Source organism: Streptomyces sp. NBC_01463 (assembly GCA_036227345.1).
Taxonomy (GTDB): domain Bacteria; phylum Actinomycetota; class Actinomycetes; order Streptomycetales; family Streptomycetaceae; genus Streptomyces.
On the sequence record CP109468.1, the window covers coordinates 5,211,844 to 5,237,714 of the forward strand.

A 25,871-nucleotide genomic window follows, 5' to 3' on the forward strand; every position below is an offset into this window, starting at 1 on the left:
GGGGTGTGACTCAGGTCACATTGAGGCGGGAAATAAGCGGGGATCATTTCCCCGTTTGCACCGGTGTCCCCGCGAAACGGGGAAGCGGTCCCCGGTTACGTCGAAGGGGTGCCGCACTTACTGACGCAGGAGAAGAAGGAGCGCCGCCGTGGACACCGTCACCCGTACCGCAACCGGCACCGCGCAGCCGCGTACGCCCCGGCCGAGGGCCGACGCGCTGCGCAACCGGGAGCGGATCGTGACGGCCGCGCGCGAGATGTTCGTCGAGTTCGGGCCCGATGTGCCGCTCGACGAGGTCGCCCGCCGCGCAGGTGTCGGCAACGCCACCCTCTACCGGAACTTCCCGGACCGGGCCGCCCTGACCCATGAGGTCGTCCTCGCGGTCACCTCCCGCACCACCGACCGCGCCGAGGAGGCCGCGACGGAGGAGTCCGACCCCTTCGTCGCGCTCAGCCGCTTCGTGCACGCGGCGGCCGACGAACGGATCGGGGCCCTGTGCCCCATGCTGTCCGGCGGCTTCGACAAGGACCATCCCGAACTGCTCGCCGAGCGCCGGCGCCTCGAAGAGGCCGTCGAAGGGCTCGTCGGGCGCGCCATGTCCGCGGGGCGCCTGCGTACCGACATCGCCGTCGGTGACGTACTGGTCGTCCTCTCCCAGCTCACCCGGCCGCTGCCCGGCATCGCCTGCCCGAACATCGACCGGTTCACCCATCGCCACATCCAGCTGTTCCTGGACGGACTGGAGGCCCCGGCCCGGTCCGTCCTGCCCGGAACGGCGGCGACCTTGGAGGATCTGCGGCGCCGGAGCTGACCACCGCGCCGGGTTCCCGAACGGCGCCCGGCCGCGTGTCCGTCACGCCTCGGCCACTCCCTCCTTCTGCCTCCATGCCCCTGCGACCTCTCATCTCCGGCCTCTGACCTCCCGTCGGAGCCCGACCCCCCGCTTCCGTCCGGCCTTCACCGAATTCACGGTTCACGACCCCGCGCGCCCTCGCGCGTCCTTAGGTGGCTACTCCCATGTCAAAAACAGCTGATATCCGACTCCCGGACCCCAGTCGCTGGAAGGCGCTGGCGTTCATCGCCCTCGCCCAGTTGATGGTCGTGCTCGACGCCACCATCGTGAACATCGCGCTCCCGCACGCGCAGACCGACCTCGGCATCACCGATGCCAACAAGCAGTGGGTCATCACCGCCTACGCCCTCGCCTTCGGCGGACTGCTGCTCTTCGGAGGCCGGATCGCCGACCTCTGGGGCCGCAAGCGCACCTTCGTCGTCGGCCTGATCGGCTTCGCGCTGGCCTCCGCACTCGGCGGCGCGGCGCAGAACCAGGGCATGCTGTTCGGCTCCCGCGCTCTCCAGGGCGTGTTCGGCGCGCTGCTCGCCCCGGCGGCCCTGTCGCTGCTCGCGGTGATGTTCACCGATGCCAAGGAGCGCGCCAAGGCGTTCGGCATCTACGGTGCGATCGCCGGTGGCGGTGGCGCCGTCGGTCTGATCCTCGGCGGTCTGCTCACCCAGACGCTGAACTGGCGCTGGACGTTCTTCGTCAACATCCCGTTCGCGATCGTCGCCGCCGCCGGTGCGTACTTCGTCATCCGTGAGCCGGCCGGCAGCCGCAACCGTTCGTCGCTCGACATCCCGGGCGTCGTCCTGTCCGCGCTGGGTCTGGTCTCGCTGGTGTACGGATTCACCCGCGCCGAGTCCAGCGGCTGGTCGGACGCGCTGACCATCGGTACGTTCGTCGCCTCCGCCGTCCTGCTGCTGGCGTTCGTCCTGGTCGAGGCCAAGGTCAAGTCGCCGCTGCTCCCGCTGCGCGTCGTGATGGACCGCAACCGCGGTGGCGTCTACCTCTCCCTGGGTCTGGCCATCATCGCGATGTTCGGCCTGTTCCTCTTCCTCACGTACTACCTCCAGGTCGTCAAGGGCTACTCGCCGATCAAGACGGGCTTCGCCTTCATGCCGATGATCGTCGGCATGATCACCGGCTCGACGCAGATCGGCGCCCGGCTGATGACGCGGGTCCCGGCCCGCATGCTGATGGCGCCCGGCTTCCTGACCGCGGGTGTCGGCATGCTGCTGCTCACGCAGCTGGAGATCGACTCGTCCTACGCGGCGGTCATCCTGCCCGGTCAGCTGCTGCTGGGTCTGGGTATGGGCACGGCGTTCATGCCCGCCATGTCGCTGGCCACGCACGGCATCGAGCCGCGTGACGCCGGTGTCGCCTCCGCGATGGTCAACACCTCGCAGCAGGTCGGCGGTGCGATCGGCACGGCGCTGCTCAACACCATCGCCGCCTCCGCCGCCACGGCGTACGCCACCTCGCACGCCGCGCTCGGTGCCACCGACCCGGAGCTGCTGAAGCTCCAGTCGATGGTGCACGGCTTCACCGGCGCCATCTGGTGGGCCGTCGGCATCCTGGTGGTGGCCGCCGCGATCGCGGGGACCTTCATCAACGCCGGCCGTCCGTCGTCGACGACCACGGCGTCCGGGGGCACCGGTTCCGCCGACGCCGTCGAGGACGAGTTCAAGGTGCCTGTCGTCGCGCACTGACCCCCTCGCGCGCGCGGCGTGCCGTGACGCGGTGCGAAGCGAACTCTGCCCCGGTTCCGTTCGACTGAACCGGGGCAGAGGCGCGTTCGGGCAGGGGGCGGAGGCCGTGGTGCGGTGGTGTCAGCGGAGCCAGGGGAGGTCCGCGTCCGTGCCCTCCGGCTGCAGTCCGGCCGCCATGACCTGCATGATCTCGCCGAGCGAGTGCACCTGCTCGGCGGTGAGCCGGTCGAACATCGCCTGGCGTACGGCACTGACGTGGCCCGGGGCCGAGCGGCGGAGCATCGCGTACCCCTCGTCCGTGAGGACCGCGTTCTGGCCGCGCTTGTCGGACGGGCAGTCCTCGCGCCGCACCCAGCCGCTCTTCTCCAGCCGGGCGACGGCGTGCGAGAGCCGGGAGCGGGTGATCTTGGCGTCCTTGGCCAGTTCGGTCATCCGCTTCTGACGGCGGGGTGCCTGGGAGAGCTGGACGAGCAGTCCGTAGTAGATGTGCGGCATACCGGCATCGCGTTGCAACTGGCGGTCGAGATGATCCTCCAGCAGCGTGGTGGCGTGGAGGTACGCACGCCAGACGCGCTGTTCTTCGTCGGTGAGCCAACGCGTCTGCTCACTTGTGGATGCCGTGGTCATGTACTCCACTGTACGACCTTTTCTTGAAAGTTGAACAAGATAGAGCTAAGGTCTCCGAACGTAGGAACTTGAAGATTAAAGAACTGTTCCTTCTGAAGGTCCCGGTAGAAGACTTACCTCGATCAGCAGTGGATGGGGAGTGTCATGACAGTCACCGCGGAGCGCATGCCCGCCCTCTATCTCTCCCACGGCGCACCGCCGCTGGCCGACGATCCGGTCTGGCCGGGTGAGCTCGCGGCCTGGTCCGCCGGTCTCCCGCGCCCCACCGCCGTCCTCATGGTGTCCGCCCACTGGGAGGAGGCGCCGCTCGCGCTCGGCGCCACCGAGACGATCCCGCTGGTCTACGACTTCTGGGGCTTCCCCGAGCACTACTACCAGGTGCGGTACGGCGCCCCCGGGGCCCCGCAGCTGGCCGACAGCGTCCGCAAGCTGCTGCGCGGCGCCGGTACGCCGGTCCAGGACATCCCCGACCGGGGCCTCGACCACGGGGCGTACGTCCCGCTGGTGGAGATGTTCCCCGAGGCCGACATCCCGGTGCTGCAGATCTCCATGCCGACGCTCGACCCGCAGAAGCTGATGGACATCGGGCGCAAGCTCGCGCCGCTGCGCGACGAGGGCGTCCTGATCGTCGGCAGCGGCTTCTTCACGCACAACCTGGCCGCGCTGCGGCATACGGGCGGCGGCGTGCCCGGCTGGTCGGCGGAGTTCGACGACTGGGGGCACCGCGCACTCCAGGCGCAGGACATCGACGCGCTGCTGGACTTCGAGCACAAGTCCCCGGCCGGCCGGCTCGCCCACCCCCGCACCGAGCACTTCGCCCCCCTCTTCGTCACGCTCGGCGCCGCGGAGCAGGAGCTGGGGCAGGGGCGCAGCGTGATCGACGGGTTCTGGATGGGGCTGGCCAAGCGCTCGGTGCAGTTCGGCTGAGGCAGGAGAGGGGCGGGGCGGTGCGGGGCGGTCAGAGAGCCGGCGGGTTCAGCTCGACCGAGCGGAGCGCGGCGGCCAGCGCGGTCGCGTCGCCGATGTCCAGCGCGGTGTCGGTGAACTTGATGGTGTGGTCGTCGCCATGGGCGGCAGCCCGCGCGAAGACCTCCTCGGGGGACAGCCCGGCGGGCACGGGCGCGGGATCGGCGGGCCGTGCCGGTGAGTAGGCGGCGGTGACCGCCGCGCTCGCCGCCCAGGCCGCGTCCAGGCTCGGCGCCCACAGCTCGCGCGGGAGCGCGGGCAGCGTGCGCAGCACGGCGTTGGGCGCGGTGGCGGCGTGCACCAGCATGATCGGCTCGCCGTATCCGTACGTCGCGTAACGATGGGTGGCGGCCCGAACCAGCTCCGTCAGCCGGGCGCGGGCGGCCTCGGGGCCGGCCACGGGCTGTTCCGGCCACGCCGGGAACGCGGTCAGCTGTCCCAGCCGGTCCCGGATGCCGCCGCTCTGCTCGGGCACGGGCACCACGGCGTCCAGGGCGGCCGCGGCGTCGGCCGCCGGGGCGAGTGCGGACAGCGACGGCAGCGGCTGATGGCGGGCCGCCCAGTAGCCGAGCGCATGGGCCAGTTCGGTGACGCGGGGCGCGTTCTCCTCGGCGTCCAGCAGGGTGCGCACGCTGTGGCCGACACGGATCACCGGGTGCGTGGCGCCCGCCGCGATGCCGGGCAGCAGCCGCGGCCACCACTCGGCGAGCACCTCGCGCCAGGGCCGGCCGGCCGTCTCGCGCACGAAGTAGGCCGTCCAGTCGGCCATGCGCCGCGGGTCGCCCAGCGCCTCCGGCCAGCTCGAAGGGGTCACCTCGGCGACCCGGTCCGGCATGTCCTCCAGCTTCGCCCGGTAGTGGTCGAGCCAGCGGTGCACCCCGGGTGCCTGGCCGTGGCGCACCAGCGCCTCCACGGCCATCGGGGCGTGATTGCTCAGCCAGCCGCCCCGCTCGGGGCCGAAGGCGTGCAGTCGTTCCAGTGCTTCGTCGAGGGTTCCTGAGGTGTCGGGCGCGGTGGCTGCCGTGAGGTCCATACGGAGCCACGCTAGGCACCGCGACGGCGTCCGGTAACGGGCTGCGGTCCCGTGCGCGGCCGTCGCGGGACTAGGTCTGCGGTCCCGTATGCGGCCGGGTGCGGGACTAGGGCGTTCCCAGCCGCTTCTCGTACCAGGAGACGTCCCAGTAGCGGTCGAACTTCCGGCCGACCTCCTCGTACGTCCCGATGTGCCGGAAGCCGAAGCGCTCGTGCAGCCGGACCGAGGAGGCGTTGGGCTGGGCGATGCCCGCGTACGCGCGATGCACGTCCTGGCCGGCGAGTGCCTCGAAGAGCGCCGTGTACAGGAGCGTGCCGACGCCGCGGCCCGTGGCGTCGGGGGAGCAGTAGACGCTGACCTCGACGGAGGTGGAGTACGCCGCCTTGGGGCGGAAAGGACTACTGGTGGCGTACCCCAGGAACCGGGGGCCCGTCCCGCTCGTTTCACCCGCATTGCGGACATCCTGAGCAACCAGGAGCCGGTGGGGGCCGTCTTCGGGATGGGAACGCAGCCACGGGAGGCGTTGGGCGGGAGTGAAGGGGACTGTGTCGAATGTGAGGGCGGTCTCACGGACGTAATGGTTGTAGATGTCCGTAAGAGCCTCCAGATCGCTCTCGATCCCCGCCCTGACCTGCACGTCCGTGCCCGGCACTGTCATGTGACCTCCCCTGGTGGCGCGACAGGGTACTGCATGATCGCGAAAATGAATGCCGGTCGTGGGAATTCTGTCCGGATTCCAGTCGTTGTTTCCATCGGATGCAGGGCACCCGAAAGGGTGTCGCGACCTACTGAGTAAGGGAGCACGCATGGCAACCCGTGCCGTCGCCCGTCGTTCGTCCGCCACCGGCGGGACCAACCGGGCAAGCAGTGTTCGCGCCGTGGGCGGGGAGATCGCCGATCGCGACCTGGTCGGCATGTACCTGGACGAGATCGCGCGCACACCGCTGCTCGATGCCGCCAAGGAGGTCGAGCTGTCGCAGATCGTCGAAGCGGGCGTTTTCGCGCGGCAGATCCTCGACGGGGCGGCGGAGAGCGAAGCCGGCGGGGCCTCGCGCGAGGAGCTGGAGGCGCTGGTCGCCGAGGGCGAGCGCGCCAAGGACATATTCATCCGTTCCAACCTCAGGCTCGTCGTCGCCGTCGCCCGCCGCTATCCGCGGGCCGGGCTGCCCCTGCTCGACCTGATCCAGGAGGGCAACGCGGGCCTGGTGCGCGCGGTCGAGAAGTTCGACTACGCCAAGGGCTTCAAGTTCTCCACGTATGCGACGTGGTGGATCCGGCAGGCCATCACCCGTTCCATAGCCGACCAGTCGCGCACGATCCGGCTCCCCGTCCACCTGGTGGAGGAGCTCGGCCGGATCCGCCGGGTGCAGCGCGAGTTCAACCGTGAGCACGGGCGCGACCCGGAGCACGCGGAGATCGCCGCCGAGCTGGACTCAACGACCTCCCGGGTGGGCGACGTCCTGGACTGGGCCCGTGACCCGGTCAGTCTCAACATGTCGGTCGACGACGACGGCGACACACAGTTCGGCGACCTGCTGGAGGACACCTCCGCGGTGTCGCCCGAGCAGTCCGTGATGACGCTGCTGCGCAGTGAGGAGCTGGAGGAGCTGATCGGCAAGCTCGACCACCGCACCGCATCGATCATCCGGATGAGGTACGGCATCGAGGACGGCCGTGAGCGGACCCTGACCGAGGTGGGCAAGCAGCACGGGCTCACCCGCGAGCGGATCCGCCAGATCGAGAAGCACGCACTGCTCGAACTGAAGCGAATGGCTCACGACACGGGCTTTGACGCTGCGGCATGAGCCCGCGTCCAGTAACCTCCGAATTGGGCCGCTTCACATCGGTGGCCCCCTGAGCTGAGTCCCGGCGCCCACCCCCCCCTGGCGCCGGGGCTCATCCTTTTTCCGGCCGGGCTCCCTCGGTTTCACGGGGCGGTTCCACGGGGCCGGGCCTTTCAGTCGTGGGTGGCCGGCGCCTGCGAGGGGGCGGCCGCACGGCTGAGGCGGGCGCCCAGGTCGCTGAGATACGTCACCAGCTGCTCCGGCCGGTGCGCGGTGAATTCGCAGTCCACCAGGGCCAGCCGCAGCGCCACCCACTCCAGCGAGTCCGTCAGCACCGCGCGCAGCCGGCAGCTTCCCTCACCGGTCCGCTCCAGCGGGCCGATCGACGCGGGCAGGCGGGAGGCGACGAACTCGGCGGGGGCCGCGAAGCTCACATCGACCGCCAGCTCCGGCTGCCGGCGCGCCATGGAACTGGTCAGGAACTCCGCCGCGTCCCCGGTCGGCAGCTCCCGGGGCGCGAAACGGGCGCCCGTCGCGAACGGGTCACTCACCCGGTCGACCCGGAAGGTCCGCCAGTCCGCCCGCTCCAGGTCGTACGCGACGAGATACCAGCGCCACCCGGTGCTCACCAGGCGGTACGGCTCCACCTGCCGCCGTGTCTCGGCACCGTCGCCCGCGCGGTACGCGAACCGCAGCCGCTCCCGGCCGGTGACCGCCGACGCCATCACGGTCAGCGTCTGCGGATCGATCGTCGAACCGTCCCCGCGGGCCAGCGGCATCGTGGCGTTCTGCAGGGTGGAGACCCGGTGGCGCAGCCGCGAGGGCAGCACCTGCTCCAGCTTGGCCAGCGCCCGTACGGACGCCTCGTCCACGCCCTCGATGGCATGGCCCGCCCCGGCCCGCAGACCCACCGCGATGGCGACCGCCTCCTCGTCGTCCAGCAGCAGCGGCGGCATCGCCGTACCGGCCACGAGCCGGTAGCCGCCGACCGAGCCGCGCGACGCCTCGACGGGATAGCCCAGGTCACGGAGGCGGTCGATGTCGCGGCGGATGGTGCGCGGGCTGACGTCGAGCCGGTCGGCCAGTTCACTGCCCGGCCACTCGCGCGGTGTCTGGAGCAGTGACAGCAGATTCAGCAGTCGTGCCGGGGTGTCGGTCATGTCACTCAGGATGCCCGCCCATTGGGTCATGACCTGACCTAATCGGCGTTTAACTTCCTCGTATGACTTCTTCCGCATCCCTGCCGTCGTCGGCGGCCGCCCCCGCGGTGCCACCGGCCCCGTCGGACCGCCGCCGGTGGTTCGCCCTGGCCATCGTGATGACCGCCGCCTTCATGGACCTGGTCGACGTCACGATCGTCAACATCGCCATCCCGAGCATCAAGGAGGACACCGGAGCCTCCTTCAGCTCGATCCAGTGGATCACCGCCGGGTACGCCCTGGCCTTCGCCGCCGGTCTGATCACCGGCGGCCGGCTCGGTGACATCTACGGCCGCAAGCGGCTCTTCCTCATCGGCATCGGCGGCTTCACCGTCGCCTCCGCGCTCTGCGGATTCGCCGCCAACCCGGAGATGCTGGTCGCCTCCCGCATCCTCCAGGGCGGCACGGCCGCGCTGATGGTCCCGCAGGTGCTGTCGATCGTGCACGCCACCTTCCCGGCCCACGAGCGCGGCAAGGTCTTCGGCCTCTTCGGCGCGATCGTCGGCCTCGGCGCCGTGTCCGGCCCGCTGCTGGGCGCGCTGCTCACCGAGTGGAACATCGCCGGTCTCGAATGGCGTCCGATCTTCCTGATCAACCTGCCGGTCGGCATCGCGGGCCTGATCCTGGGCCGCAAGTTCATCTCCGAGTCCAAGGCGCCGAAGGCGCTCCGCCTCGACATGGTCGGCGTGGTGCTGGTGACGCTGGCGATGCTCATGCTCATCTACCCGCTGACCCGCGGCGAGGAGCTGGGCTGGCCGCTCTGGGGCTACCTGTCGATGGCCGGCAGCATCGTCGTCTTCGCCGTCCTCGTGCTGTTCGAGCGGGCCAAGGCGCGCCGCGACGGTTCGCCCCTGGTCGAGCTCTCGCTGTTCCGGGTGAAGAGCTTCGCCGCGGGCATCGCCGTGCAGCTGACCTTCGGCATCGGCCTCGGCATCTTCTTCCTGGTCTGGACGCTGTACATGCAGGAGGGCCTCGGTTGGAGCGCACTGCGCGCCGGTACGACGGGCATCCCGTTCTCGGTCGCCGTCTCCTTCGCCGCCGGCATCTCCGTGCAGAAGCTGGTGCCGCGGTTCGGCCGCAAGGTGCTCCAGGCGGGGGCGCTGCTCATGATCGCCGGTCTGCTGCTCTACATCTGGGAGTCCGACCGCTACGGCATGGGCATCTCGTCCTGGCAGATGGCGCTGCCGCTGGTCGTGATGGGCCTCGGCATGGGCCTGATCGTGGCCCCGCTGGCCGACGCGGTGCTGTCCGAGGTGCCCAAGGAGCACTCCGGATCGGCGTCCGGGCTGTTCAACACCGTGCAGCAGATGGGCAACGCGCTGGGACTCGCCCTCGTCTCGGTCATCTTCATCGGCGCGATGGGCGACCACCTGACGCCGCCGCAGATCGGCCCGGCGTTCGCCGACGCCTTCGAGCAGTCGCTGTGGTGGGTGGCGGGCGTGCTCGCGGTGATCTTCCTGCTGATGTTCGCGCTGCCGGCCCGGCCGAAGCAGCACGTGGAGGGCGGCGACGAGGCCGCTGACGAGAGCGCGGAGGGGAGCGCCGGTCCCGACGGCTTCGAGGCGCCCGCGGCGGAGCCGGTGCTGACGCCCTGAGCCGGCGGCAGACGGCAGCGGAAGCCGGATGACCCGACCGTGCCCGCACCCCCGACGGGGGTGCGGGCACGGTCGTCGTGCGTACGGTCGTCGTGCGTACGGTCGTCGTGCGTACGGTCGTCGTGCGTACGGTCGTCGTGCGTACGGTCGTCGTGCGTACGGGCGCGGTCGCGTGGCTCGTACGGGGCCGGGCCCGCGCCGTCAGCAGATCCGCGTGCGGCTCTCCATCGCCCCGCGTGCCGCGTCCTCGTCGCCGTACACCTCGCACATGTGGCGGCCGTCGGGCGTCGCCGTGTGCTCGACCTCCCACAGGCTCGTCTCGCTGCCGTCGAGGAGCAGGAAGGCGTGCTCGTACAGCGTGAACCCCGCGTCCCGTCCGTCCACCTGGCACTGGCGGCCGAAGATCTGGGTGATGTGGTGGGCGAAGGCCGCCCGCAGCAGGTGCGCCGTCTCCTCGCCCGGCACGTCCCGGTTCTCCGCGCGGCGCAGCACCCGGCGGGCGTGGTCCGCGGAGTTGTCCGGGGCGTACATCCGGGGCAGCGGGGCCGGGGGCGCCGCCATCAGGGCGGTGAGGATCTCCAGGTCGGCCTGCGGCCCGTCGTCCCCGAAGACCGGGGCCTCGCAGAAGCCGCCGGCCAGCCGGGCCGCGGCGATGTGGACGTCGGCCTCTTCGTCGTACAACTCGTGCTGCCGGTGGTCCGGCTGCTCGCCGAGCCCGGGGGGCGCGGTGTCACGCGGGCCGCAGTGCACCAGCTCCCAGAGGGTGAGCGGGCTGCCGTCGGCCAGCAGGTAGGTGTGCCGGTAGGTCTCGCGGTGCAGGGAGGAACTGTGGTGCGAGGAGTGCAGGGAACTGCTGTGGGCGAGCGCGGTGCCGAGCCGCTCGACCGTGCTGTCGGGCAGGTCGAACGAGTTGAGAGCCCGTCGCAGGAGTCGCTCGAGGTGCTGCTCGGTTGTCTCGTACGGATCGCTCAAGGTGCTGTCTCCAGGCCGTCGCCGCGTGTTACTTGATGCGTGCTCAACGTAGTCCCTGGGTCTGACATCGTGACCGGGGTTGGGAAAAACGTACGGCGCACGCAGAAGGTTCCCGCCGTTTGTCCGAACTTCCTTACGCGGACGGCGAGTCGGCATCCCGGTCGCCGCCGTCCGGCGCGCTGTCCGGCGGCTGCGGTGCGCCGTAGAGGTCGCCGTACGCGGGATATGTGCCGCCGCCCCCGCGGCCGTTGACGCCCGTGGCGGCCCGGACGGCCTTCACGATGGCGCGGGTCACGGCCTCCGCACCCGCCGCCAGCAGGTCGTTGAGCGCGATCGGGTTCGCCGGGTCCAGGGTCCGCCCCCCGGTGGACAGGGCGAAGACGGTGTCCCCGTCGGTGAGCAGGTGCACGGGCCGGATGGCGCGCGCCAGTCCGTCGTGCGCCGTCCCCGCGAGCTTCTGCGCCTGTGCGCGGCCGAGTGCGGCGTCCGTCGCGACGACGGCGAGCGTGGTGTTGAGCGGGGGGCGCGTGTCGGCGTCGCGCGCCTGTGCCAGGCGCCGTTGCGCCGTCTCGTGGATCTCCGGTGCGGGGGCGACGGCCGGTTCGGCGCCGCCGTACTCCCCGTACAGCACTCCGGTGCGCGGATCGAGCACCGAGCCCGCCGCGTTCACCACGGCCAGCGCCGCGACGGTGATCCCGGACGGCAGCAGGACGCTCGCCGTGCCCACCCCGCCCTTCAGCTGCCCGGCCACCGCGCCCGTGCCCGCGCCGACGCACCCTTCGGTGACCGCCGCACCCGGCTCCGTCCGCGCCGCGTCCTCCACCGCGGCCCGGCCGGTCGTGGCGTCGGGCCGCGCCCGCCAGTCGCCGCCCCGCCCCAGGTCGAACAGGCACGCCGCCGGGACCACCGGAACCACCTGGGCCGGATCGGGGCCCACCCGCACACCGCGTCCCTGCTCCTCCAGCCAGGCCATCACCCCGGACGCCGCGTCCAGGCCGAACGCGCTGCCTCCGGTGAGGACCACGGCGTCGATGCGCTCCACCAGATTGCGCGGATCGAGGGCGTCCGTCTCCCGGGTGCCGGGCCCGCCGCCGCGCACGTCGACGGCCGCGACCGCGCCGCCCTCGGGGGCGAGGACCACGGTGGTGCCGCTGAGGGCGCCGTCGCCCGCGACCCGGGCGTGCCCGACGCGCAGGCCGGGGACATCGGTCAGCGCGTCCCGTCGGCCCGGTGCCTGCTGCGTGGGTGCCGTGGTGTCCTGGCCGGTCATCCGGTGCTCCTCGTGGTGCGGGGGCCGACTGCGGGGCCGCAGGCCCGGGGGGCATGGCGCTGCGGGGCCGTGCACGGTGAACGTACCCGCCGGGCAGCGGGCGAGCCGGGCGGGACGACATATTGTGGATGCGTTCACAAGCGAACGATGGTCCAAGGTTCCGGCGGAACGGCCAGCTCGGACGGGGTATGCCCGGCCGGCACCGGGGACCGGCGGGACCAAAGGTCCTGACGACGCGACGCTGCGCGATGTCGACCTGGTCCTGCTCGACGTCAAGTCCTGGGACCGTGCCACGTACCGCGAGGTCACCGGCTGGCCGTTGCAGCCCACCCTGGACTTCGCCCACCGCCTCGCCGGACTCGGCAAGGAGGTGCACGTCCGCTTCGTGCTGGTGCCCGGACTGACCGACGACCCGGCCAACGTCGACGGGGTCGCCGCCTTCGCCGCCTCCCTCGGCAATGTCTCGCGCGTCGACGTCCTGCCGTTCCGCAAGCTGGGCGAGGCGAAGTGGCAGGCACTGGGCAAGCCGTTCACCCTGCACGACACCCCGTCGCGCACCCCCGGGCAGGTGGCCGCCGCCCGGGAGGTCTTCACCGCGCACGGACTGCACGCGGTGTGAGCCGTTCCTCCGGCCCTTCGCCCGGCCCTTCGCCCGGCCCTTCGTCCGGCCGTTCGCCCGGCCCTTCGTCCGGCCGTGCGTCCAGCCGTTCGCCCGGATGCCGCCGGGCCGCGACGCGCTCACCCCGTAGGGCCATAAAACAGGACTAATATCCCCATACGGCCCTACGGTGACGGGGTGACCGAGCCACCAGAAGCCTCCGCTTCAGCCGCGCAGTCCGACCCCGGTGCCAGCACCGGCTCCACCGGCGCGGCCGTCGACCCGCCGCCCGCCGACGGGTCCGCGCGCGTCGGGGCCGCCGTCCCCCGGTCCGTCACCGCCCGCGCGACCGCTGCCGGCGTGATCGTCTCCCTCCTGCTGATCGTGGCCATCGTGCTGGGCAGCAGATTCCTGGAGAACTTCGACTCCGCACTCCTTCCGTACGCCGTGGCCACGGTCTTCCTCGCGTTCGGCGTCGCGTACCGCTACACGGTCTGGGTCTCCGCACCGGGCGCCCGCCGGTTGTTCAGGAAGGGCTGGGGGAGCCTCTTCTCGGCCGCCAACTTCCGCAAGGCCCCCACCGCCCTGCCGAAGATGATCGCCACCTATCTCGGCTTCCAGAAGTTCCTCGGCGCCCGCTCCCACGCCCGCTGGGCCGCCCACCAGCTGATCTTCTGGGGCTGCATCCTCGCGTCCCTGATCACCTTCCCGCTCACCTGGGGCTGGTTCACCTTCACCTCCGGCAGCGGCTCGGGTCCCGGCTACGAGATGCGCATCTGGGGCTTCAAGATCATCGGCTTCGACTCGCTGGACATCCTCGGCTGGCTGATGTTCCACGGCCTGGACATCGCCGCCGTCCTCGTCATCCCGGGCGCCTCCTACTTCCTGTGGCGCCGGATGAAGGACCGCGGCGCGATCACCGGCCAGCGCTTCGGCTACGACCTGGTGCCGCTGATCGCGCTGATCGTCATCTCCGTGACCGGGCTCCTCCTGACCTTCTCGTCGATCTTCCTGCACGGCGGCGGATACGAGTTCCTGGCGATCCTCCACATGGTCTCGGTGGTCTTCACCCTCATCTACATCCCGTTCGGGAAGTTCTTCCACATCGTCCAGCGCCCGGCCGCCGTCGGCATGCAGCTGTTCAAGTACACCGGGCGGCAGGACCAGGAGGTCTTCAGCTGCCGCCGCTGCGAGGAACCCATCGACACCGCCCCGTACGTCGAGAACCTCCGCGGAACCATGCGCGACCTCAGCCTCGGCTTCGACGAATGGGCCGAGTACTGCCCGCGCTGCAAGCGGGTGCTGCGCGGCAGCGCCTATCTCTCCCAGGTGAAGAAGGGCTTCAAGTGACCGCGGATCCGCGAGCGGCCGACACCCGTGCGGTCGTCCCCCTCGACCCCTCCCTCGCCCCGCCTGGCACCCGCGCCTTCCGCGACGCCGGGGGCATCCCCGCCGACCAGTGGCACGCCGACCAGAACGGGGAGACGCTCGTCCCCACCCACTGCTGCTTCTGCGGCGTCCAGTGCGGGATGTATCTGCGCGTCGACCGCGGCGGCAAGGTCTTCGGCGTCGAACCCCGCAACCACGACATCAACCGGATGCGCCTGTGCCCCAAGGGCATCAACGCCTACCAGCAGGTCAACCACCCCGACCGGCTCACCGCCCCGCTCATGCGCCGCTCCCGTGACGAGGAGTTCCGGGAGGTCTCCTGGGACGAGGCGCTCGACTTCACCGTCGCCGAGGTCAAGCGCATCCAGCAGACCTACGGGAACGACGCCTTCGGGCTCCTCGGCGGGGCGAGCCTGTTCTCCGAGAAGACCTATCTGGTCGGCAAATTCGCCCGGGTCGCCCTCAAGTCCCGGCACGTCGACTACAACGGCCGGCTCTGCATGGTCAGCGCGGCGGGCGCCAACAAACTCGCCTTCGGCATCGACCGGGCCGGCAACCCCTTCTCCGACATCCTCCTCACCGACTGCCTGCTGATCGCCGGCTCCAACGTCGGCGAGTGCTTCCCCGTGATGACCCAGTACGTGTGGGGCGCCCGGGACCGCGGCGCCAGCCTGATCGTCATCGACCCGCGCGAGACCGCCATCGCCCGGACCGCCGACATCCATGTCGCCCTCAAGCCCGGCACCGACTCGGCGTTCTTCAACTCCGTCCTCCACGTGGTCATCGAGGAGGGCCTCACCGACGAGGCCTACCTCGCCGAACACGCCACCGGCTGGGCGGAGGTGAAGGCCAAGGCCGCCGAGTACCCGCCGGCCCGGGCCGCCGAGATCTGCGGGATCCCCGCCGAACAGGTCGTGCAGGTCGCCCGCACCTTCGCCCGCGCCCCCAAGGCCATGGCCTGGCACGCCCGCGGCATCGAGCACCACTCGCAGGGCGTCGAGAACTGCCTCACCGTGATCAACCTCTGCACCGCCACCGGACACATCGGCAAGCCCGGTGCCGGCTACGGAACCATCACCGGCCAGGGCAACGGACAGGGCGGCCGCGAGCACGGCCAGAAGTCCGACCTGCTGCCCGGCGGCCGCTCGATCATGAACGAGGAGCACCGCCGGCAGATCTGCGAGATCTGGGGCATCGAGGAGTCCGAACTCCCGCCCGCCGGAACCTCGATGATGGAAATGGTCTGGCAGATGCAGCGCCGCGAGATCCGCGGACTGATCGGCATCTGCAACAACCCCTTCGTCTCCCTGCCCAACTACAAGGTGGTCAAGGAGGGATACGACGCCACGGAGTTCCACGCGCAATTCGACTTCTTTCTTTCCGAGACCGCTGCCAACGCCCACGTCGTCTTCCCCGTCACCACCTGGGCCGAGGACGAAGGGGTGATGGCCAACGCCGAAGCCCGGGTGGTCAAGCACAACAAGGCCCAGGACCCGCCCCCCGGCGTCCGGACCGACACCTGGGTGATGTGCGAACTCGCCAAGCGGCTCGGCGCGGGCGACAAATTCGCCTTCGCCGACTCCCGCGAGGTCTTCGACGAGCTGCGGATCGCCTCCGCCGGCACCGTCAACGACTACTACGGCATCACCTACGAACGGCTGGAGGAGACCGGCGGCATCGCCTGGCCCTGCCCCTCCACCGACCACCCCGGCACCCCCCGCCTCTTCGAGGACGGCCGGACCTACCACCCCGACGGCAAGATCCATATGCAGGTCGTCGACTGGCACCTGCCGATGGACCCGTACGACGACGACCACCCCATGTCCCTCACCACCGGTCGCACCGTCGCGCACTTCCTCTCCGGCAACCAGACCCGCCGTCTGGGCGCCCTCGTCGAACAGACCCCGCGTCCCTGGGCCGAGATCCACCCCTCCCACGGCTTCCGCAACGGCGAACCGGTCCGCGTCGTCACCCGACGCGGCAGCGAGGTCTTCCCCGCCCTGGTCACCGAGGCGATCCGCCCCGACACCGTCTTCATCCCGTACCACTGGCCGGTCCCCACCGCGGCCAACGCGCTGACCATCGACGCCCTGGACCCGCGCTCCAAGATCCCCGAGTACAAGGTGTGCGCCTGCCGCATCGAGCACGCCGAGAGGATCGACGAGGTCCCCGCGCCCCCGGTCGCGCCCGGCCATGTCGCCTACCCGGAGACCCAGGTCTCCCGCACCGACCCGCTGCCCCCCACGTCCCCGCAGGGCCGTGGCACCTCGGAGAGGAGCTGATGCCCGCATGATGGGCAGAACGATCTTTATCGACCCGGGGCGCTGCATCGGCTGCCAGGCCTGTGTCTCCGCCTGCCGCGAATGCGACTCGCACCGGGGCAAGTCGATGATCCACCTCGACTACACCGACGAGGGCCAGTCCGTCGCCTCCCTTCCCACGGTCTGCATGCACTGCGAGGACCCCGTCGCACCCTGTGCCGAGGTCTGTCCCGCCGACGCGATCCTGGTGACCGCGGACGGCGTGGTGCAGCAGGCCGACACCACCCGCTGCATCGGCTGCGCCAACTGCGTCAACGCCTGCCCCTTCGGCGTCCCGAAGATCGACCTCCAGGCGAAGCTGCAGATGAAGTGCAACCTCTGCTACGACCGCACCGCCTACGGCCTCGCCCCCATGTGCGCCACCGTCTGCCCGACCGGGGCGCTGTTCTACGGAACCGTCGAGGAGCTCCAGGCGGAGCGCCCCGGAGTCCAGGTCGCCGACACCTTCGTCTTCGGCGAGACCGAGGTCCGCACCGGCGTCGCCATGGTCGTCCCCGCCGACCGCGTCCAGTGGCCGGTGCCCGGCGGGCTGCCCGTCGTGGAGATCAACGGGAAGGACGTCCGCCGATGACCGTCACCGAACAGCCGTCCCCCGGGGACCCGGGACAGCCACCCTCCGGGGACCCGCGCGAGGCCCTCCACGACCGGATCGCCGCGGACTCCCTCACCACCCGCCGCGACTACCTCCGGATCGTCGCCACCGTCTCCGGCGGCCTCGCCGTCGGCGGACTCGGCGTCGCGGCCGGCATGCTTCCGCGCCACGGGGACCCGGAGGACGACAAGGCGCCCGCACCGAAGAGGGTCAGCTCCCAGCTCCTGCCCGGCGAGTCGATCGCCTTCAGCTACCCGGAGGAGGAGGACAAGGCGGTCGCCGTCCGGCTCGACGACGGCACCCTCGTCGGCTACTCGGCGATCTGCACCCACCTGGCCTGTGCCGTCCTCTGGCGGAAGGACCGGGGCTCCGAGGGCGAGCTGTACTGCCCCTGCCACGAGGGTGTCTTCGACGCCCGCACCGGCGAGGTCACCGCCGGACCGCCGCCCCGCGGCCTGCCGAAGGTGGTCCTCACCGAGCAGACGGACGGCAGCGTCTGGGCGGTCGGCACCACCCGTTCCGGCGAGAGCGTCGAACACGGGTTGTGCCGCCAGCTCGGCGACGACCGCCCGGACCTCGCCGCCAGGATCGGCTGCCCCGGAGTCCGCGGCGGAGCCGAGGCCCCCGAGGCCGCCGGCACCTCCCGTACCCGGGCCAACGAGCCCGAGACCTCCGGCAGGCGGACATGAGCGACGCCCAGCAGCCCACCGGCCCGCACTACCCGGAGTACCACCCGGGCAGCGCACGGCCCGAACTCAACCGGCCCGTCCACGAGCGCTACCCGCAGATCAGGTCCACCAGCGGCTACGGCGACCCCCGTGTCCGTCACACCGGACCGGGACCGGGAGCCGGGACCGACCAGGAACCCGAGCGGTCCTCGAAGCTCACGGCACGGCTGGTCCTGGCCATGACCGTCGTGATCGGGCAGCTCTGGGGGCTCACGGTCGTCATCGACGCATGGATGGAGGGCCACTCCGGCACCGCCTGGTGGGGGGCCGGCTTCCTCTGCCTGTCGTTCCTCGTCGTCCTCGGACTCTGGTGGCTCGACCCGAAGGACCGCTGAGCGGGGCCGCGCTCCGGGGCGCCCCCGGTCTCCCCGGAGCAGCCGTACCCTGGAGCTATGAGTACCGCCCCCGCCTCCGGCCCGCGTGACGCGAAGCCGAACCCGCCGGACCGGCCCGAGCAGCCCAAGCCGGCACTGATCTTCGACGATCCGCTGGACCGGCAGTCCGCGGACGACACGGACCGGGGATGGGGAGAGCGGGCCCCGTCCGGCGGCAGCGCCGCCGACCTGGCCCGGTTCCTCGACGAGAAGCCCCCGCACCACATCTGAGTTCTGGCACTGCGACGAGGCAGCACTCGCTGGATTGGGTGCGAACAGGTCATAGTACTCAAGGGCGAATGGTCACTGAACCTGTTGCCAAAAATCCGCGCGTCGTCGGTAGGACACACCATTACGCTGAGCGTGAGTTTCAGTTGCGAGAGTGGACCGTGGGTGCTGGTGCGATGCGCATGCTGGTAGTCGCTAACATGCCGCTGGAACCTCGGGTTCATCCTCGTCACAGGGTGCCACTCACGAAGTGCTGGCTGCTGGTCGGCGGGGGCTGCTCAGCGATTGCGCGTGGCGTCAACGAGGTTTGCGCGCCCCGCGGTTCTGGGATTGGCAGCCGTTGTGGACAGTCTTGGCAGGCGTGGTGAGGGGCGAACTCAAGCGGTCAACGCGCCATTGCTGTTCAAGTCGTCTGGTCACTGGTGCGCAGCAGAGCAATGGCCAACGTAGCTTCCGCGCCTCCGACGGCAAGCTACGCAGGAGGCAATTCAGTTCCCGTCTCATCGTCGACTGTCCCACCGCTACGAGCCTATCTGTCAATCGCCGAATCCACCTTGGAAACTTCAGTAATAAATCACTCTTTCGCTGAAGGTGCACTATGATGAGGGAGGTACGTGAGCAAGTTAGAGCTTCAATGCAAAATGGCCCCTCCTGAGAAACGAGGAATCGCAGAGGTCGAATGATCCGTAGACTGCCACCAGATTTATCGTTCCGGTAACATGATAGGACCGCATTTCAGGTGAACACCGAAATAGGTAAATTCCCACCGATTAAGCGGCGAATTAAATGGGCAGGGTCTTCCCTGGCTCTGTTCGTCGTGCTGGCGTCCTCTGCCTGTTCATCTGGAGAGCGTGCCCGCGGCGCTAGGGAGAGTGCATCTCCGCCGGAACCTGATGACGGAGGATATGCGTTTACTCTCCCTATTTCGCGATACAGTTACTCTTCTGCTGAAGTGAGGTTGATGGAGGCAGCCAGGGGGAAGATCACTCAGGAATGCATGAAGTCTCTCGGGTTGCATTATGAAATTCCTGCAGAATCCACTAGCGAGTCGACTATTTCCGATCGACGATACGGGCTTTCAAGTTCCATTGAGGCCGCACGGTACGGATACCACCTACCAGCGCAACGGTTGAAGCAGAGGGAAAGTTATAGTCAAGAAATTGGGATGGCACTCACAGGGGAAGTTCAGAAAGGTGTCCATAGTTCCCCCGTTGGGGAAGTGAACGGAGCGAAAATTCCGCAAGGTGGATGCCTGGGGGAGAGTGAACGCGAACTGCCATTTTCGTCTAGTGCTAGTCGTGGCGCCGAGATCGCACGAGCTGTCGATGTGTCTAGTTTTCAAGAATCAGAAAAATCGCATGAGGTACTGGGCTCTTTTAAATCGTGGTCGACGTGCATGAAGAACCGGGGTTATTTGTATACGTCTCCACTGAAGGCGCTGGAGGATAAGAGGTTCATGCGGAGCGAGCCTCACGAGCTAGAGGTCGCTACGGCTGTAGCGGATGTGGAATGCAAAAAGAAGGGTAATGTTCTAGCCACTTGGTTTTCAGTGGAGGTTAAGATCCAGGAAAGAATGATAAAAAATCATTTGAAGGAGCTCGGCGAATTGCATGACATGCATGTCATGCAAATTTCTCGAGCGAAGCACATATTGTCCCACGGGGAAACCCGGTAAGCGTGTTGGTAAAATCTCTGCATAAAGCTATAGAGGGGATGGGCGCTTCCTTTCACCGAAGCGCCCATCCCCTCTGCAGCGGACTAGAACAGGTGGCACTTAGTTTCGTAGTCAAAAACGATTGAAGCGTTCTCGTTGTACGTGGCGATTAGCTTGGGTGCGCCGTGATTCCGATACATCATGTCACACGGACCGCCGTAGTTACTGTTGAAGTGTATCTTGACGTAATTCCAGCCGATGGTAGTGTCTTTAGTTCCGAAAAACTTTGCCGACGCTGCATTATTCTTTACGGCTTGGCCTGAACCGGCGCTTCCGCCTCCAAACTTATAACCGGCAAGGTCGGGAATGTTTTGATCCCAAACGGAGAATTTCCCATTCGCGTACTCGCTGTTATAGTAGAGGCTGATGCATCCCGTCTTGTAAGTGGCGCTGCAGTTCGTCCCTGTTCCTGCAAACGAGGGTGTAGCGAAGGAAATCGCTGCCGTAGCAGCCAGAGCACTTACCCCGATTGCTTTGAATTTCAGAGCGGTGCGCAAAGTGTGACCTCCCGGTTGATTACCTGTAAGTGAATCTTAGCAGGAGCGCGACTAGCTTTGTGGAGTAATCCCGTTGTTCTCTGCGGTTAAGTGTGACGCTTCTTTACGGGCTATTTCGGGTTGTGTGGTGAAGTTTCCGAAGAGTCCAGGGGGCGAGCCTGCGGCGTCGTTGGGTTTGGCTCGTTTCGCCTGCTGGACAAGGGTGTTGCGCCAGAGGTGGGACGTAGCAGGCGCCGTTGTCGGTCAGTACGCGTTCGACGCTGATCCCGGCCCGGGCGAAGAAGGCGTGAGCGCGTTGCCAGAAGCCGACGGCGGTTTCCTTCTTCTCATCGGTGAGGATCTCGCTGTAGGCGAGGCGGGAGTGGTCGTCGATGGCGTTGTGGATGTAGCTGTAGCCGACGCCGGAGCGGGTCTTGCTGCCGGCCGTGCGTCCGAGGGTCTTGTGGCCGCCGCCGTCGGGGATGTTGCCGAGCTTCTTGATGTCCACGTGCACCAGTTCGCCGGGCTTCTCGCGTTCGTAGCGGCGTATGACACGGCCCGTGCCACGGTCCAGATGGGCCAGGCGGGCGAGGCGGTAACGGATCAGGACGCGGTGGACGGTGGCGGGATTCAGCCCGAGGAGGTAGGCGATGCGGGCCGGTCCCCATCGGCGCAGTACACGGACCTTGATGATCCGGCGCTCGGTGCGGGCCGGTGTCCGGCGTGGACTGCGGTGCGGGCGCGAGGACCGGTCGGCCATGCCCGCCTCGCCCAGTTCGCGGTAGCGGCGGGCCCACCGTTGAGCCGTGGTGGGTGAGACCTGGAAGCGGCCGGCGGCCCGCCGCGGGGGCCAGCCGTTCTCGACGACGCAGCGGGCCAGACGCAGGCGTCCGGTCTCGGTCAGGGGTGCATTACGGTGGGGCATGAGGGCCTTCTGATCGTTCCGTGTAGATGTCGCAATCCACACCGAACCCGGAAGGCCCTCACTCGTTCAAGATCACCCCACCGTGAAACCTGTCACCAACCTCCGTGGACAGAACAGCTAGTCCTGCCTGCCGGCCGACCCCGGGTCCTCGCCAAGGCCCCCGCCGAACGGGCCGTCGTTGCTGCTGCTGCCGCTTCCGCTCGTTCCGCTGCCGCCGGAGCGCTGCGCGACCAGTGCGTCGCGGATCTCCTTGAGGACCTCCAGCTCGCTCACCTCCATCGTCTCCTGCACGCCCTCCTTCGCCGCCTGCATGGCGGCCCGCCTGGCGAGGTACTTCGCCATCGGGAGCACCATCAGGAAGTAGACGACGGCGGCGGTGATCAGGAAGCTGAGGGTGGCGCTGAGCACCGAACCCCACAGGATCCGGATGCCCTCGGTCACCTCGCCCGTCTTGGGGTCCGTCACACAGGGGCCCTTGAGGCAGGAGCTGTAGCTCTCCAGGTCCTTGCTGCCGAACGCGCCGACGAGCGGATTGATGACGCCCTTCACGATCGCGTTCACGATGTTCGTGAACGCGGCGCCGATGACGACGGCGATCGCCAGATCGATCACGTTGCCGCGCATCAGGAAGGCCTTGAAGCCGTCCAGCAGACTGACCTTTTTCTTCTCGCTCACGCGGGAGCCGTCCTTCGTGTGTGCCGTAAGGGGAGCAAACTGTTCCGCAACTTACGGCAGCACAAGGGGGATCCACCCCATTCACGGCTGATGTCAGGTGACGTGATGGTTCGTCAGTACGAATCAACACAGGATCACCGCAAGTCCGGCAGACGTTCCCGCCCCGGTCAGGGCCGCCGCCGTCGACCGCGGCACCGACAGCACGATCAGCGCCCCGCTCTCCACCGATGCCCCGGCCGGCGCCGACGGCACCCGGTCCACCCGTGCCCCCTCGGCGAGCACCCGGCCGTCGGCCCCCGCGGTGCCGGCAGCGACCACATCGACCCGGTCTCCCGGCCGCAGCAGCCGGACGGTCTCCGCGTCGGCGATCCGGACGGGCGCGGACACCAGCCGGTCCTGCGGCGAGGCCCGCTCCGCCGCCGCACCGGTCGCCTCCGCACCCCCGTGCCCGCCGCCGGCCCCGTCGTCGCCCCCGCTCCCGCCCCCGCCGAGCCCCGAGGCGGCCAGCGCGGCAGCCGTCAGCGCCAGCCCCGCCGCCATCGCCCGCCGCTGCCGCCACACCGCCCTCCGCAGCCGGTGCCCACTGCCCCCGCGCACCCGCAGCGGAGGGAAGAGCGGCACCCCGCAGGGCGGCGGTGGGGCGGGAGGGGGTGGAGACGCGGACGCCGGAGAGGGAGAGGAAGAGCGGGAGGGAGAGGGAGAGCCGTACGAGGACATGGCAAACACCGCCTGCGGTCAGGGAGTTCAGCGAACGGGGAAATCGGAGGAACCGAAGTGTGGTGTCCGGTCGGAGAGGACCGGCCGGACACCACTCACGATCCACCACCCGCGCGTTTCCCGCTGAGCCCTGTGGACGACTCGGGCGATGGGGAAAACTCCCTCACCCTGTGGGGCGGTCCGGAAACCGCAACGGTCACCCGGAGACGGTTCAACCGCCACCCGAGCCGCCCCACGACCGCCCTACGGCAGCTCGATCCCCGTGTCGATCCCGTCGAGCGCGTGGGCACACGCGCAGTCGCGGTCCGCCTCCGCGGGCAGCTCGGCGACCGCCTCGAAGAGCACCGAACGCAGCCGGGAGACATTGTCCGCGAACACCTTGAGCACCTCTTCGTGGGAGACGCCCTCGCCCGCCTCCGCGCCCGCGTCCAGGTCCGTCACCAGCGTCATCGTGGTGTAGCAGAGCCCCAGTTCACGGGCGAGCACGGCCTCGGGGTGTCCCGTCATCCCGACCACCGACCAGCCCATCGCCGCGTGCCAGCGCGATTCGGCGCGGGTGGAGAAGCGGGGGCCCTCGACGACCACCAGCGTGCCGCCGTCCACCGCCTCCCAGCCCTTCGCGCGCGCCGCCGTGAGGGCGGCCCTGCGCCCCGCGGGGCAGTACGGGTCGGCGAAGCCCAGGTGCACCACGTTCGGGACCACGCCGTCCGCCCGGGTCTCCCCGTCGTAGAACGTCTGGACGCGTGCCTTCGTACGGTCGACCAGCTGGTCGGGTACGAGCAGCGTCCCCGGCCCGTACTCCGGGCGCAGTCCGCCCACCGCGCACGGGCCGAGCACCTGGCGTACGCCGACCGAGCGCAGCGCCCAGAGGTTGGCCCGGTAGTTGATGCGGTGCGGCGGCACATGGTGGCCGCGTCCGTGGCGGGGGAGGAAGGCGACCCGGCGGCCGCCGATCTCGCCGAGGAAGACGGAGTCGCTCGGCGCTCCGTAAGGGGTCTCGACGCGCACCTCGGTGACGTCCTCCAGGAAGGAGTAGAGCCCCGAACCACCGATCACGCCGATCTCTGCCGTACCGCTCTCCGCGTTCACCATGCGATCACAGTAGCGGGGGCGGGAAACGCCGAGGACCCCGCCGAGTGGATCAGCGGGGTCCCGGTGAAGAGGCCTTGCGGGCGCGCCGGATGAAGAACGGACGCACCGGTCGGAGAACGGCTGAGCGGCTCAGGCCGCCGACGAACCGCTCGACGACGAAGAGGACGACGACGAGGACGACGTCGTGGAGGAGCTCGACGAACCGGAGGAGGACGTCGACGACGAGGCCGACGACTTCGCGTCCGACCCGGACGAGGACGACGATCCGGAACCGGACGCCTTCGCAGCGGCCGGCGCCGGCGTGCTGCTCGACGAGGAACCGCGGCTGTCGTTCCGGTAGAAACCGGATCCCTTGAAGACAATGCCGACCGCCGAGAACACCTTCTTCAGGCGTCCGTCGCAGCTCGGGCACACCGTCAGGGCGTCATCGGTGAACTTCTGCACCGCTTCGAGGCCCTCGCCACACTCGGTGCACTGGTACTGATAGGTCGGCACTTGTTCCTCCTGGCACTCTGACTCAATGAGTGCTAACGACGCTCCATACTGACGTATTCCGCTGGATCAGTCCACCGTGACGGGTCCGCGGTGACCGATCCCACGTGCCACGGTGCGTCCCTGCACCCTCGGCGTCAGCCGGGAACGCAGGCCCACCAGGGTCACCAGCGCCAGCACCGTACCCACCAGAGGCACCAGGAATCCGGTGCTCGCGCCGTGGGCGTCCGCGAGTTGTCCGGCCACCGTGACGGCGCCCGCCTGGCCGAGCGCGACCGCGCCCGTCAGCCAGGTGAACGCCTCGGTCCGCACGGAGTCGGGGACCAGCGCCTCGACCAGGGTGTAGCCGCTGATCAGGGCGGGGGCGATGGAGAGGCCGACCAGCAGTCCGAGTCCGGCCAGCAACGGCACGGAGTGCACGGCCCACAGGCCCGAGGCGGTCAGCGTCAGCGCCGTGTATCCGGCGATGAGCCGGCGCCGCGGCCCGGTCTTCCAGGCGATGGCTCCGCAGGCGATGCCGGCCAGCATGTTGCCGGCCGCGAAGATCCCGTACATCAGGCCGTTCGCACCGGGGCTGCCGATCTCCTCGGCGAAGGCGGCCAGGGAGACCTGCATGCCGCCGAAGACCGCGCCGATCCCGACGAAGGCCACCGCGAGGACGCGTACGCCGGGAACGGACAGCGCGGAGGCGTGCCGCGGGGAGCCGTTGGCCGAGGGGGTGCGCACCGACGGCTGGGTGGCGCGCTGCGCGGCGAAGAGCAGACCGCCGGCCAGGGTCAGCGCGGCTTCGGTGATCAGCCCGGCCGCCGGGTGCACTCCGGTGCACAGCGCGGTGGCGAGGACGGGGCCGATGACGAACGTGAACTCGTCCGACACCGACTCGAAGGCCGCCGCCGTCGACATCAGCGGCGAGGCCTCACGGCCGGGCGCCGCCCCGAGCACGGCCGCCCAGCGGGCGCGCACCATCGGGCCGATCTGCGGGACGGACGCGCCCGTCGGCACGGCCGCGGCGAACAGCAGCCACATCGGGGCGTCCGCCAGCGCGAGCGCCACCAGGGCCGAGACGGAGGCGGTGTGCACGAGGACGCCGGGCAGCAGCACGGCACGCTGGCCGAAGCGGTCGGCGAGCTTGCCGGTCTGCGGGGCGAACAGGGCCATGGAGACCCCGGTGACGGCGGCGACGGCACCGGCGCTGCCGTAGGAGCCGGTGGTGTGCTGAACCAGCAGGACGATGCCGATGGTCAGCATGGCGAAGGGCTGCCGTGCGGCGAAGCCCGGCAGGAGGAAGGTCCACGCACCCGGGGTGCGCAGCAACTGCCCGTATCCGGGGCGGTCGGAGACCGTGGACGCCACGGTCCATGCCTTTCTGCTGCCTGGTGGCCGTGCTCCCGTGAGGGCGGGCCGGCACAGGGGTGCGGGCCCGGTCAGGAGCTGCCGAGAGCTGTCCTCTTCGCGCGGAACTGCGGTAGATGCCGGGCGCTCGCAGCAGAGGCGGAGGACGCCACGACCGCCATACGGTCGCGCCAGCTCTGCGTCAGGCAGAGTTGGTGGATCAAA

At 69.5% G+C, this 25,871-nt stretch carries 23 protein-coding genes and 2 pseudogenes; 12 read left to right on the forward strand and 13 right to left on the reverse strand.

Going from position 1 to position 25,871, the window contains the following annotated elements; all coding sequences use genetic code 11:
• Positions 1-148: 148 nt before the first annotated feature.
• Together OG521_23160 and OG521_23165 are read left to right on the forward strand one after the other, a co-directional pair.
• Positions 149-811 carry a TetR/AcrR family transcriptional regulator gene (locus tag OG521_23160; protein ID WUW23515.1) on the forward strand — a complete coding sequence of 221 codons (663 nt, stop codon included), beginning with the start codon at positions 149-151 and terminating at the stop codon, positions 809-811.
• Positions 812-1,017: 206 nt separating this feature from the next.
• A complete protein-coding gene (locus tag OG521_23165) occupies positions 1,018-2,547 on the forward strand; it encodes an MFS transporter (GenBank protein ID WUW23516.1) in 1,530 nt (509 codons plus the stop codon).
• A 120-nt stretch (positions 2,548-2,667) separates the two neighbouring features.
• On the opposite strand, the gene OG521_23170 is transcribed toward OG521_23165, so the two are convergent.
• Complete coding sequence (locus tag OG521_23170) at positions 2,668-3,183, reverse strand: MarR family transcriptional regulator (GenBank protein WUW23517.1); 516 nt, start codon at positions 3,181-3,183, stop codon at positions 2,668-2,670.
• Positions 3,184-3,318: 135 nt separating this feature from the next.
• Here OG521_23170 and OG521_23175 point away from each other — a divergent pair, with 135 nt between their 5' ends.
• A complete protein-coding gene (locus OG521_23175) occupies positions 3,319-4,101 on the forward strand; it encodes a dioxygenase (protein WUW23518.1) in 783 nt (260 codons plus the stop codon).
• 31 nt (positions 4,102-4,132) lie between these two features.
• Here OG521_23175 and OG521_23180 read toward each other — a convergent pair whose 3' ends face one another.
• Both OG521_23180 and OG521_23185 read right to left on the reverse strand, forming a co-directional pair.
• A complete protein-coding gene (locus tag OG521_23180; protein ID WUW23519.1) occupies positions 4,133-5,173 on the reverse strand; it encodes a questin oxidase family protein in 1,041 nt (346 codons plus the stop codon).
• A gap of 106 nt (positions 5,174-5,279) precedes the next feature.
• Complete coding sequence (locus OG521_23185; protein WUW23520.1) at positions 5,280-5,831, reverse strand: GNAT family N-acetyltransferase; 552 nt, start codon at positions 5,829-5,831, stop codon at positions 5,280-5,282.
• A gap of 148 nt (positions 5,832-5,979) precedes the next feature.
• Between OG521_23185 and OG521_23190 the strand changes: the two genes are divergently transcribed.
• The gene (locus OG521_23190; protein ID WUW23521.1) at positions 5,980-6,978 is read left to right on the forward strand and encodes a sigma-70 family RNA polymerase sigma factor; all 999 of its coding nucleotides are present in this window, start codon (positions 5,980-5,982) and stop codon (positions 6,976-6,978) included.
• Between the two features lie 152 nt (positions 6,979-7,130).
• Here the strand turns inward: OG521_23190 and OG521_23195 are convergent, their stop codons facing one another.
• The gene (locus OG521_23195; GenBank protein WUW23522.1) at positions 7,131-8,117 is read right to left on the reverse strand and encodes a transcriptional regulator; all 987 of its coding nucleotides are present in this window, start codon (positions 8,115-8,117) and stop codon (positions 7,131-7,133) included.
• Between the two features lie 62 nt (positions 8,118-8,179).
• Here OG521_23195 and OG521_23200 point away from each other — a divergent pair, with 62 nt between their 5' ends.
• Positions 8,180-9,751 carry an MFS transporter gene (locus OG521_23200; GenBank protein WUW23523.1) on the forward strand — a complete coding sequence of 524 codons (1,572 nt, stop codon included), beginning with the start codon at positions 8,180-8,182 and terminating at the stop codon, positions 9,749-9,751.
• A 201-nt stretch (positions 9,752-9,952) separates the two neighbouring features.
• Here the strand turns inward: OG521_23200 and OG521_23205 are convergent, their stop codons facing one another.
• Positions 9,953-10,723, reverse strand: coding sequence for a DUF6227 family protein (locus tag OG521_23205; GenBank protein WUW23524.1), 771 nt, complete (start codon positions 10,721-10,723; stop codon positions 9,953-9,955).
• Positions 10,724-10,856: 133 nt separating this feature from the next.
• Positions 10,857-11,993: a P1 family peptidase gene (locus tag OG521_23210; GenBank protein WUW23525.1), complete on the reverse strand. Its 1,137-nt coding sequence runs from the start codon at positions 11,991-11,993 to the stop codon at positions 10,857-10,859.
• A gap of 232 nt (positions 11,994-12,225) precedes the next feature.
• On the opposite strand from OG521_23210, the pseudogene OG521_23215 reads away from it, so the two are divergent.
• The 7 genes and pseudogenes from OG521_23215 to OG521_23245 all read left to right on the forward strand — a co-directional run bounded on the left by OG521_23215 (position 12,226) and on the right by OG521_23245 (position 18,226).
• Positions 12,226-12,612: pseudogene (locus OG521_23215) on the forward strand (pyruvate formate-lyase 1-activating enzyme).
• A gap of 177 nt (positions 12,613-12,789) precedes the next feature.
• Positions 12,790-13,941 (forward strand): MFS transporter, encoded by a 1,152-nt coding sequence (locus tag OG521_23220; protein WUW23526.1) that lies wholly within the window; start codon positions 12,790-12,792, stop codon positions 13,939-13,941.
• Positions 13,938-16,262 (forward strand): molybdopterin oxidoreductase family protein, encoded by a 2,325-nt coding sequence (locus OG521_23225; GenBank protein ID WUW23527.1) that lies wholly within the window; start codon positions 13,938-13,940, stop codon positions 16,260-16,262. Before OG521_23220 ends, OG521_23225 begins: the two co-directional genes overlap by 4 nt.
• 7 nt (positions 16,263-16,269) lie before the next feature.
• Positions 16,270-16,872 carry a 4Fe-4S binding protein gene (locus tag OG521_23230; protein WUW23528.1) on the forward strand — a complete coding sequence of 201 codons (603 nt, stop codon included), beginning with the start codon at positions 16,270-16,272 and terminating at the stop codon, positions 16,870-16,872.
• Positions 16,869-17,582, forward strand: coding sequence for a Rieske (2Fe-2S) protein (locus OG521_23235; protein ID WUW23529.1), 714 nt, complete (start codon positions 16,869-16,871; stop codon positions 17,580-17,582). The genes OG521_23230 and OG521_23235 overlap by 4 nt, the downstream gene beginning before the upstream one ends.
• The gene (locus OG521_23240; protein ID WUW23530.1) at positions 17,579-17,956 is read left to right on the forward strand and encodes a hypothetical protein; all 378 of its coding nucleotides are present in this window, start codon (positions 17,579-17,581) and stop codon (positions 17,954-17,956) included. The genes OG521_23235 and OG521_23240 overlap by 4 nt, the downstream gene beginning before the upstream one ends.
• 57 nt (positions 17,957-18,013) lie before the next feature.
• Complete coding sequence (locus OG521_23245) at positions 18,014-18,226, forward strand: hypothetical protein (GenBank protein ID WUW23531.1); 213 nt, start codon at positions 18,014-18,016, stop codon at positions 18,224-18,226.
• Between the two features lie 1,755 nt (positions 18,227-19,981).
• Here OG521_23245 and OG521_23250 read toward each other — a convergent pair.
• From OG521_23250 to OG521_23280, 7 genes and pseudogenes are all read right to left on the reverse strand, one after another.
• The gene (locus OG521_23250) at positions 19,982-20,434 is read right to left on the reverse strand and encodes a peptidase M23 (GenBank protein WUW23532.1); all 453 of its coding nucleotides are present in this window, start codon (positions 20,432-20,434) and stop codon (positions 19,982-19,984) included.
• A 223-nt stretch (positions 20,435-20,657) separates the two neighbouring features.
• Positions 20,658-21,338, reverse strand: a pseudogene (locus OG521_23255) (IS481 family transposase).
• A 117-nt stretch (positions 21,339-21,455) separates the two neighbouring features.
• Complete coding sequence (locus OG521_23260) at positions 21,456-22,013, reverse strand: MscL family protein (protein ID WUW23533.1); 558 nt, start codon at positions 22,011-22,013, stop codon at positions 21,456-21,458.
• A gap of 123 nt (positions 22,014-22,136) precedes the next feature.
• Positions 22,137-22,730 (reverse strand): hypothetical protein, encoded by a 594-nt coding sequence (locus OG521_23265; protein ID WUW23534.1) that lies wholly within the window; start codon positions 22,728-22,730, stop codon positions 22,137-22,139.
• A gap of 243 nt (positions 22,731-22,973) precedes the next feature.
• Entirely contained in the window at positions 22,974-23,822 is an 849-nt protein-coding gene (locus OG521_23270) for an S-methyl-5'-thioadenosine phosphorylase (protein WUW23535.1), read from the reverse strand.
• 129 nt (positions 23,823-23,951) lie between these two features.
• Complete coding sequence (locus OG521_23275) at positions 23,952-24,317, reverse strand: FmdB family transcriptional regulator (protein ID WUW23536.1); 366 nt, start codon at positions 24,315-24,317, stop codon at positions 23,952-23,954.
• 66 nt (positions 24,318-24,383) lie between these two features.
• Positions 24,384-25,667, reverse strand: a complete 1,284-nt coding sequence (locus OG521_23280) for an MFS transporter (GenBank protein ID WUW23537.1) — start codon at positions 25,665-25,667, stop codon at positions 24,384-24,386.
• Positions 25,668-25,871 lie beyond the last annotated feature (204 nt).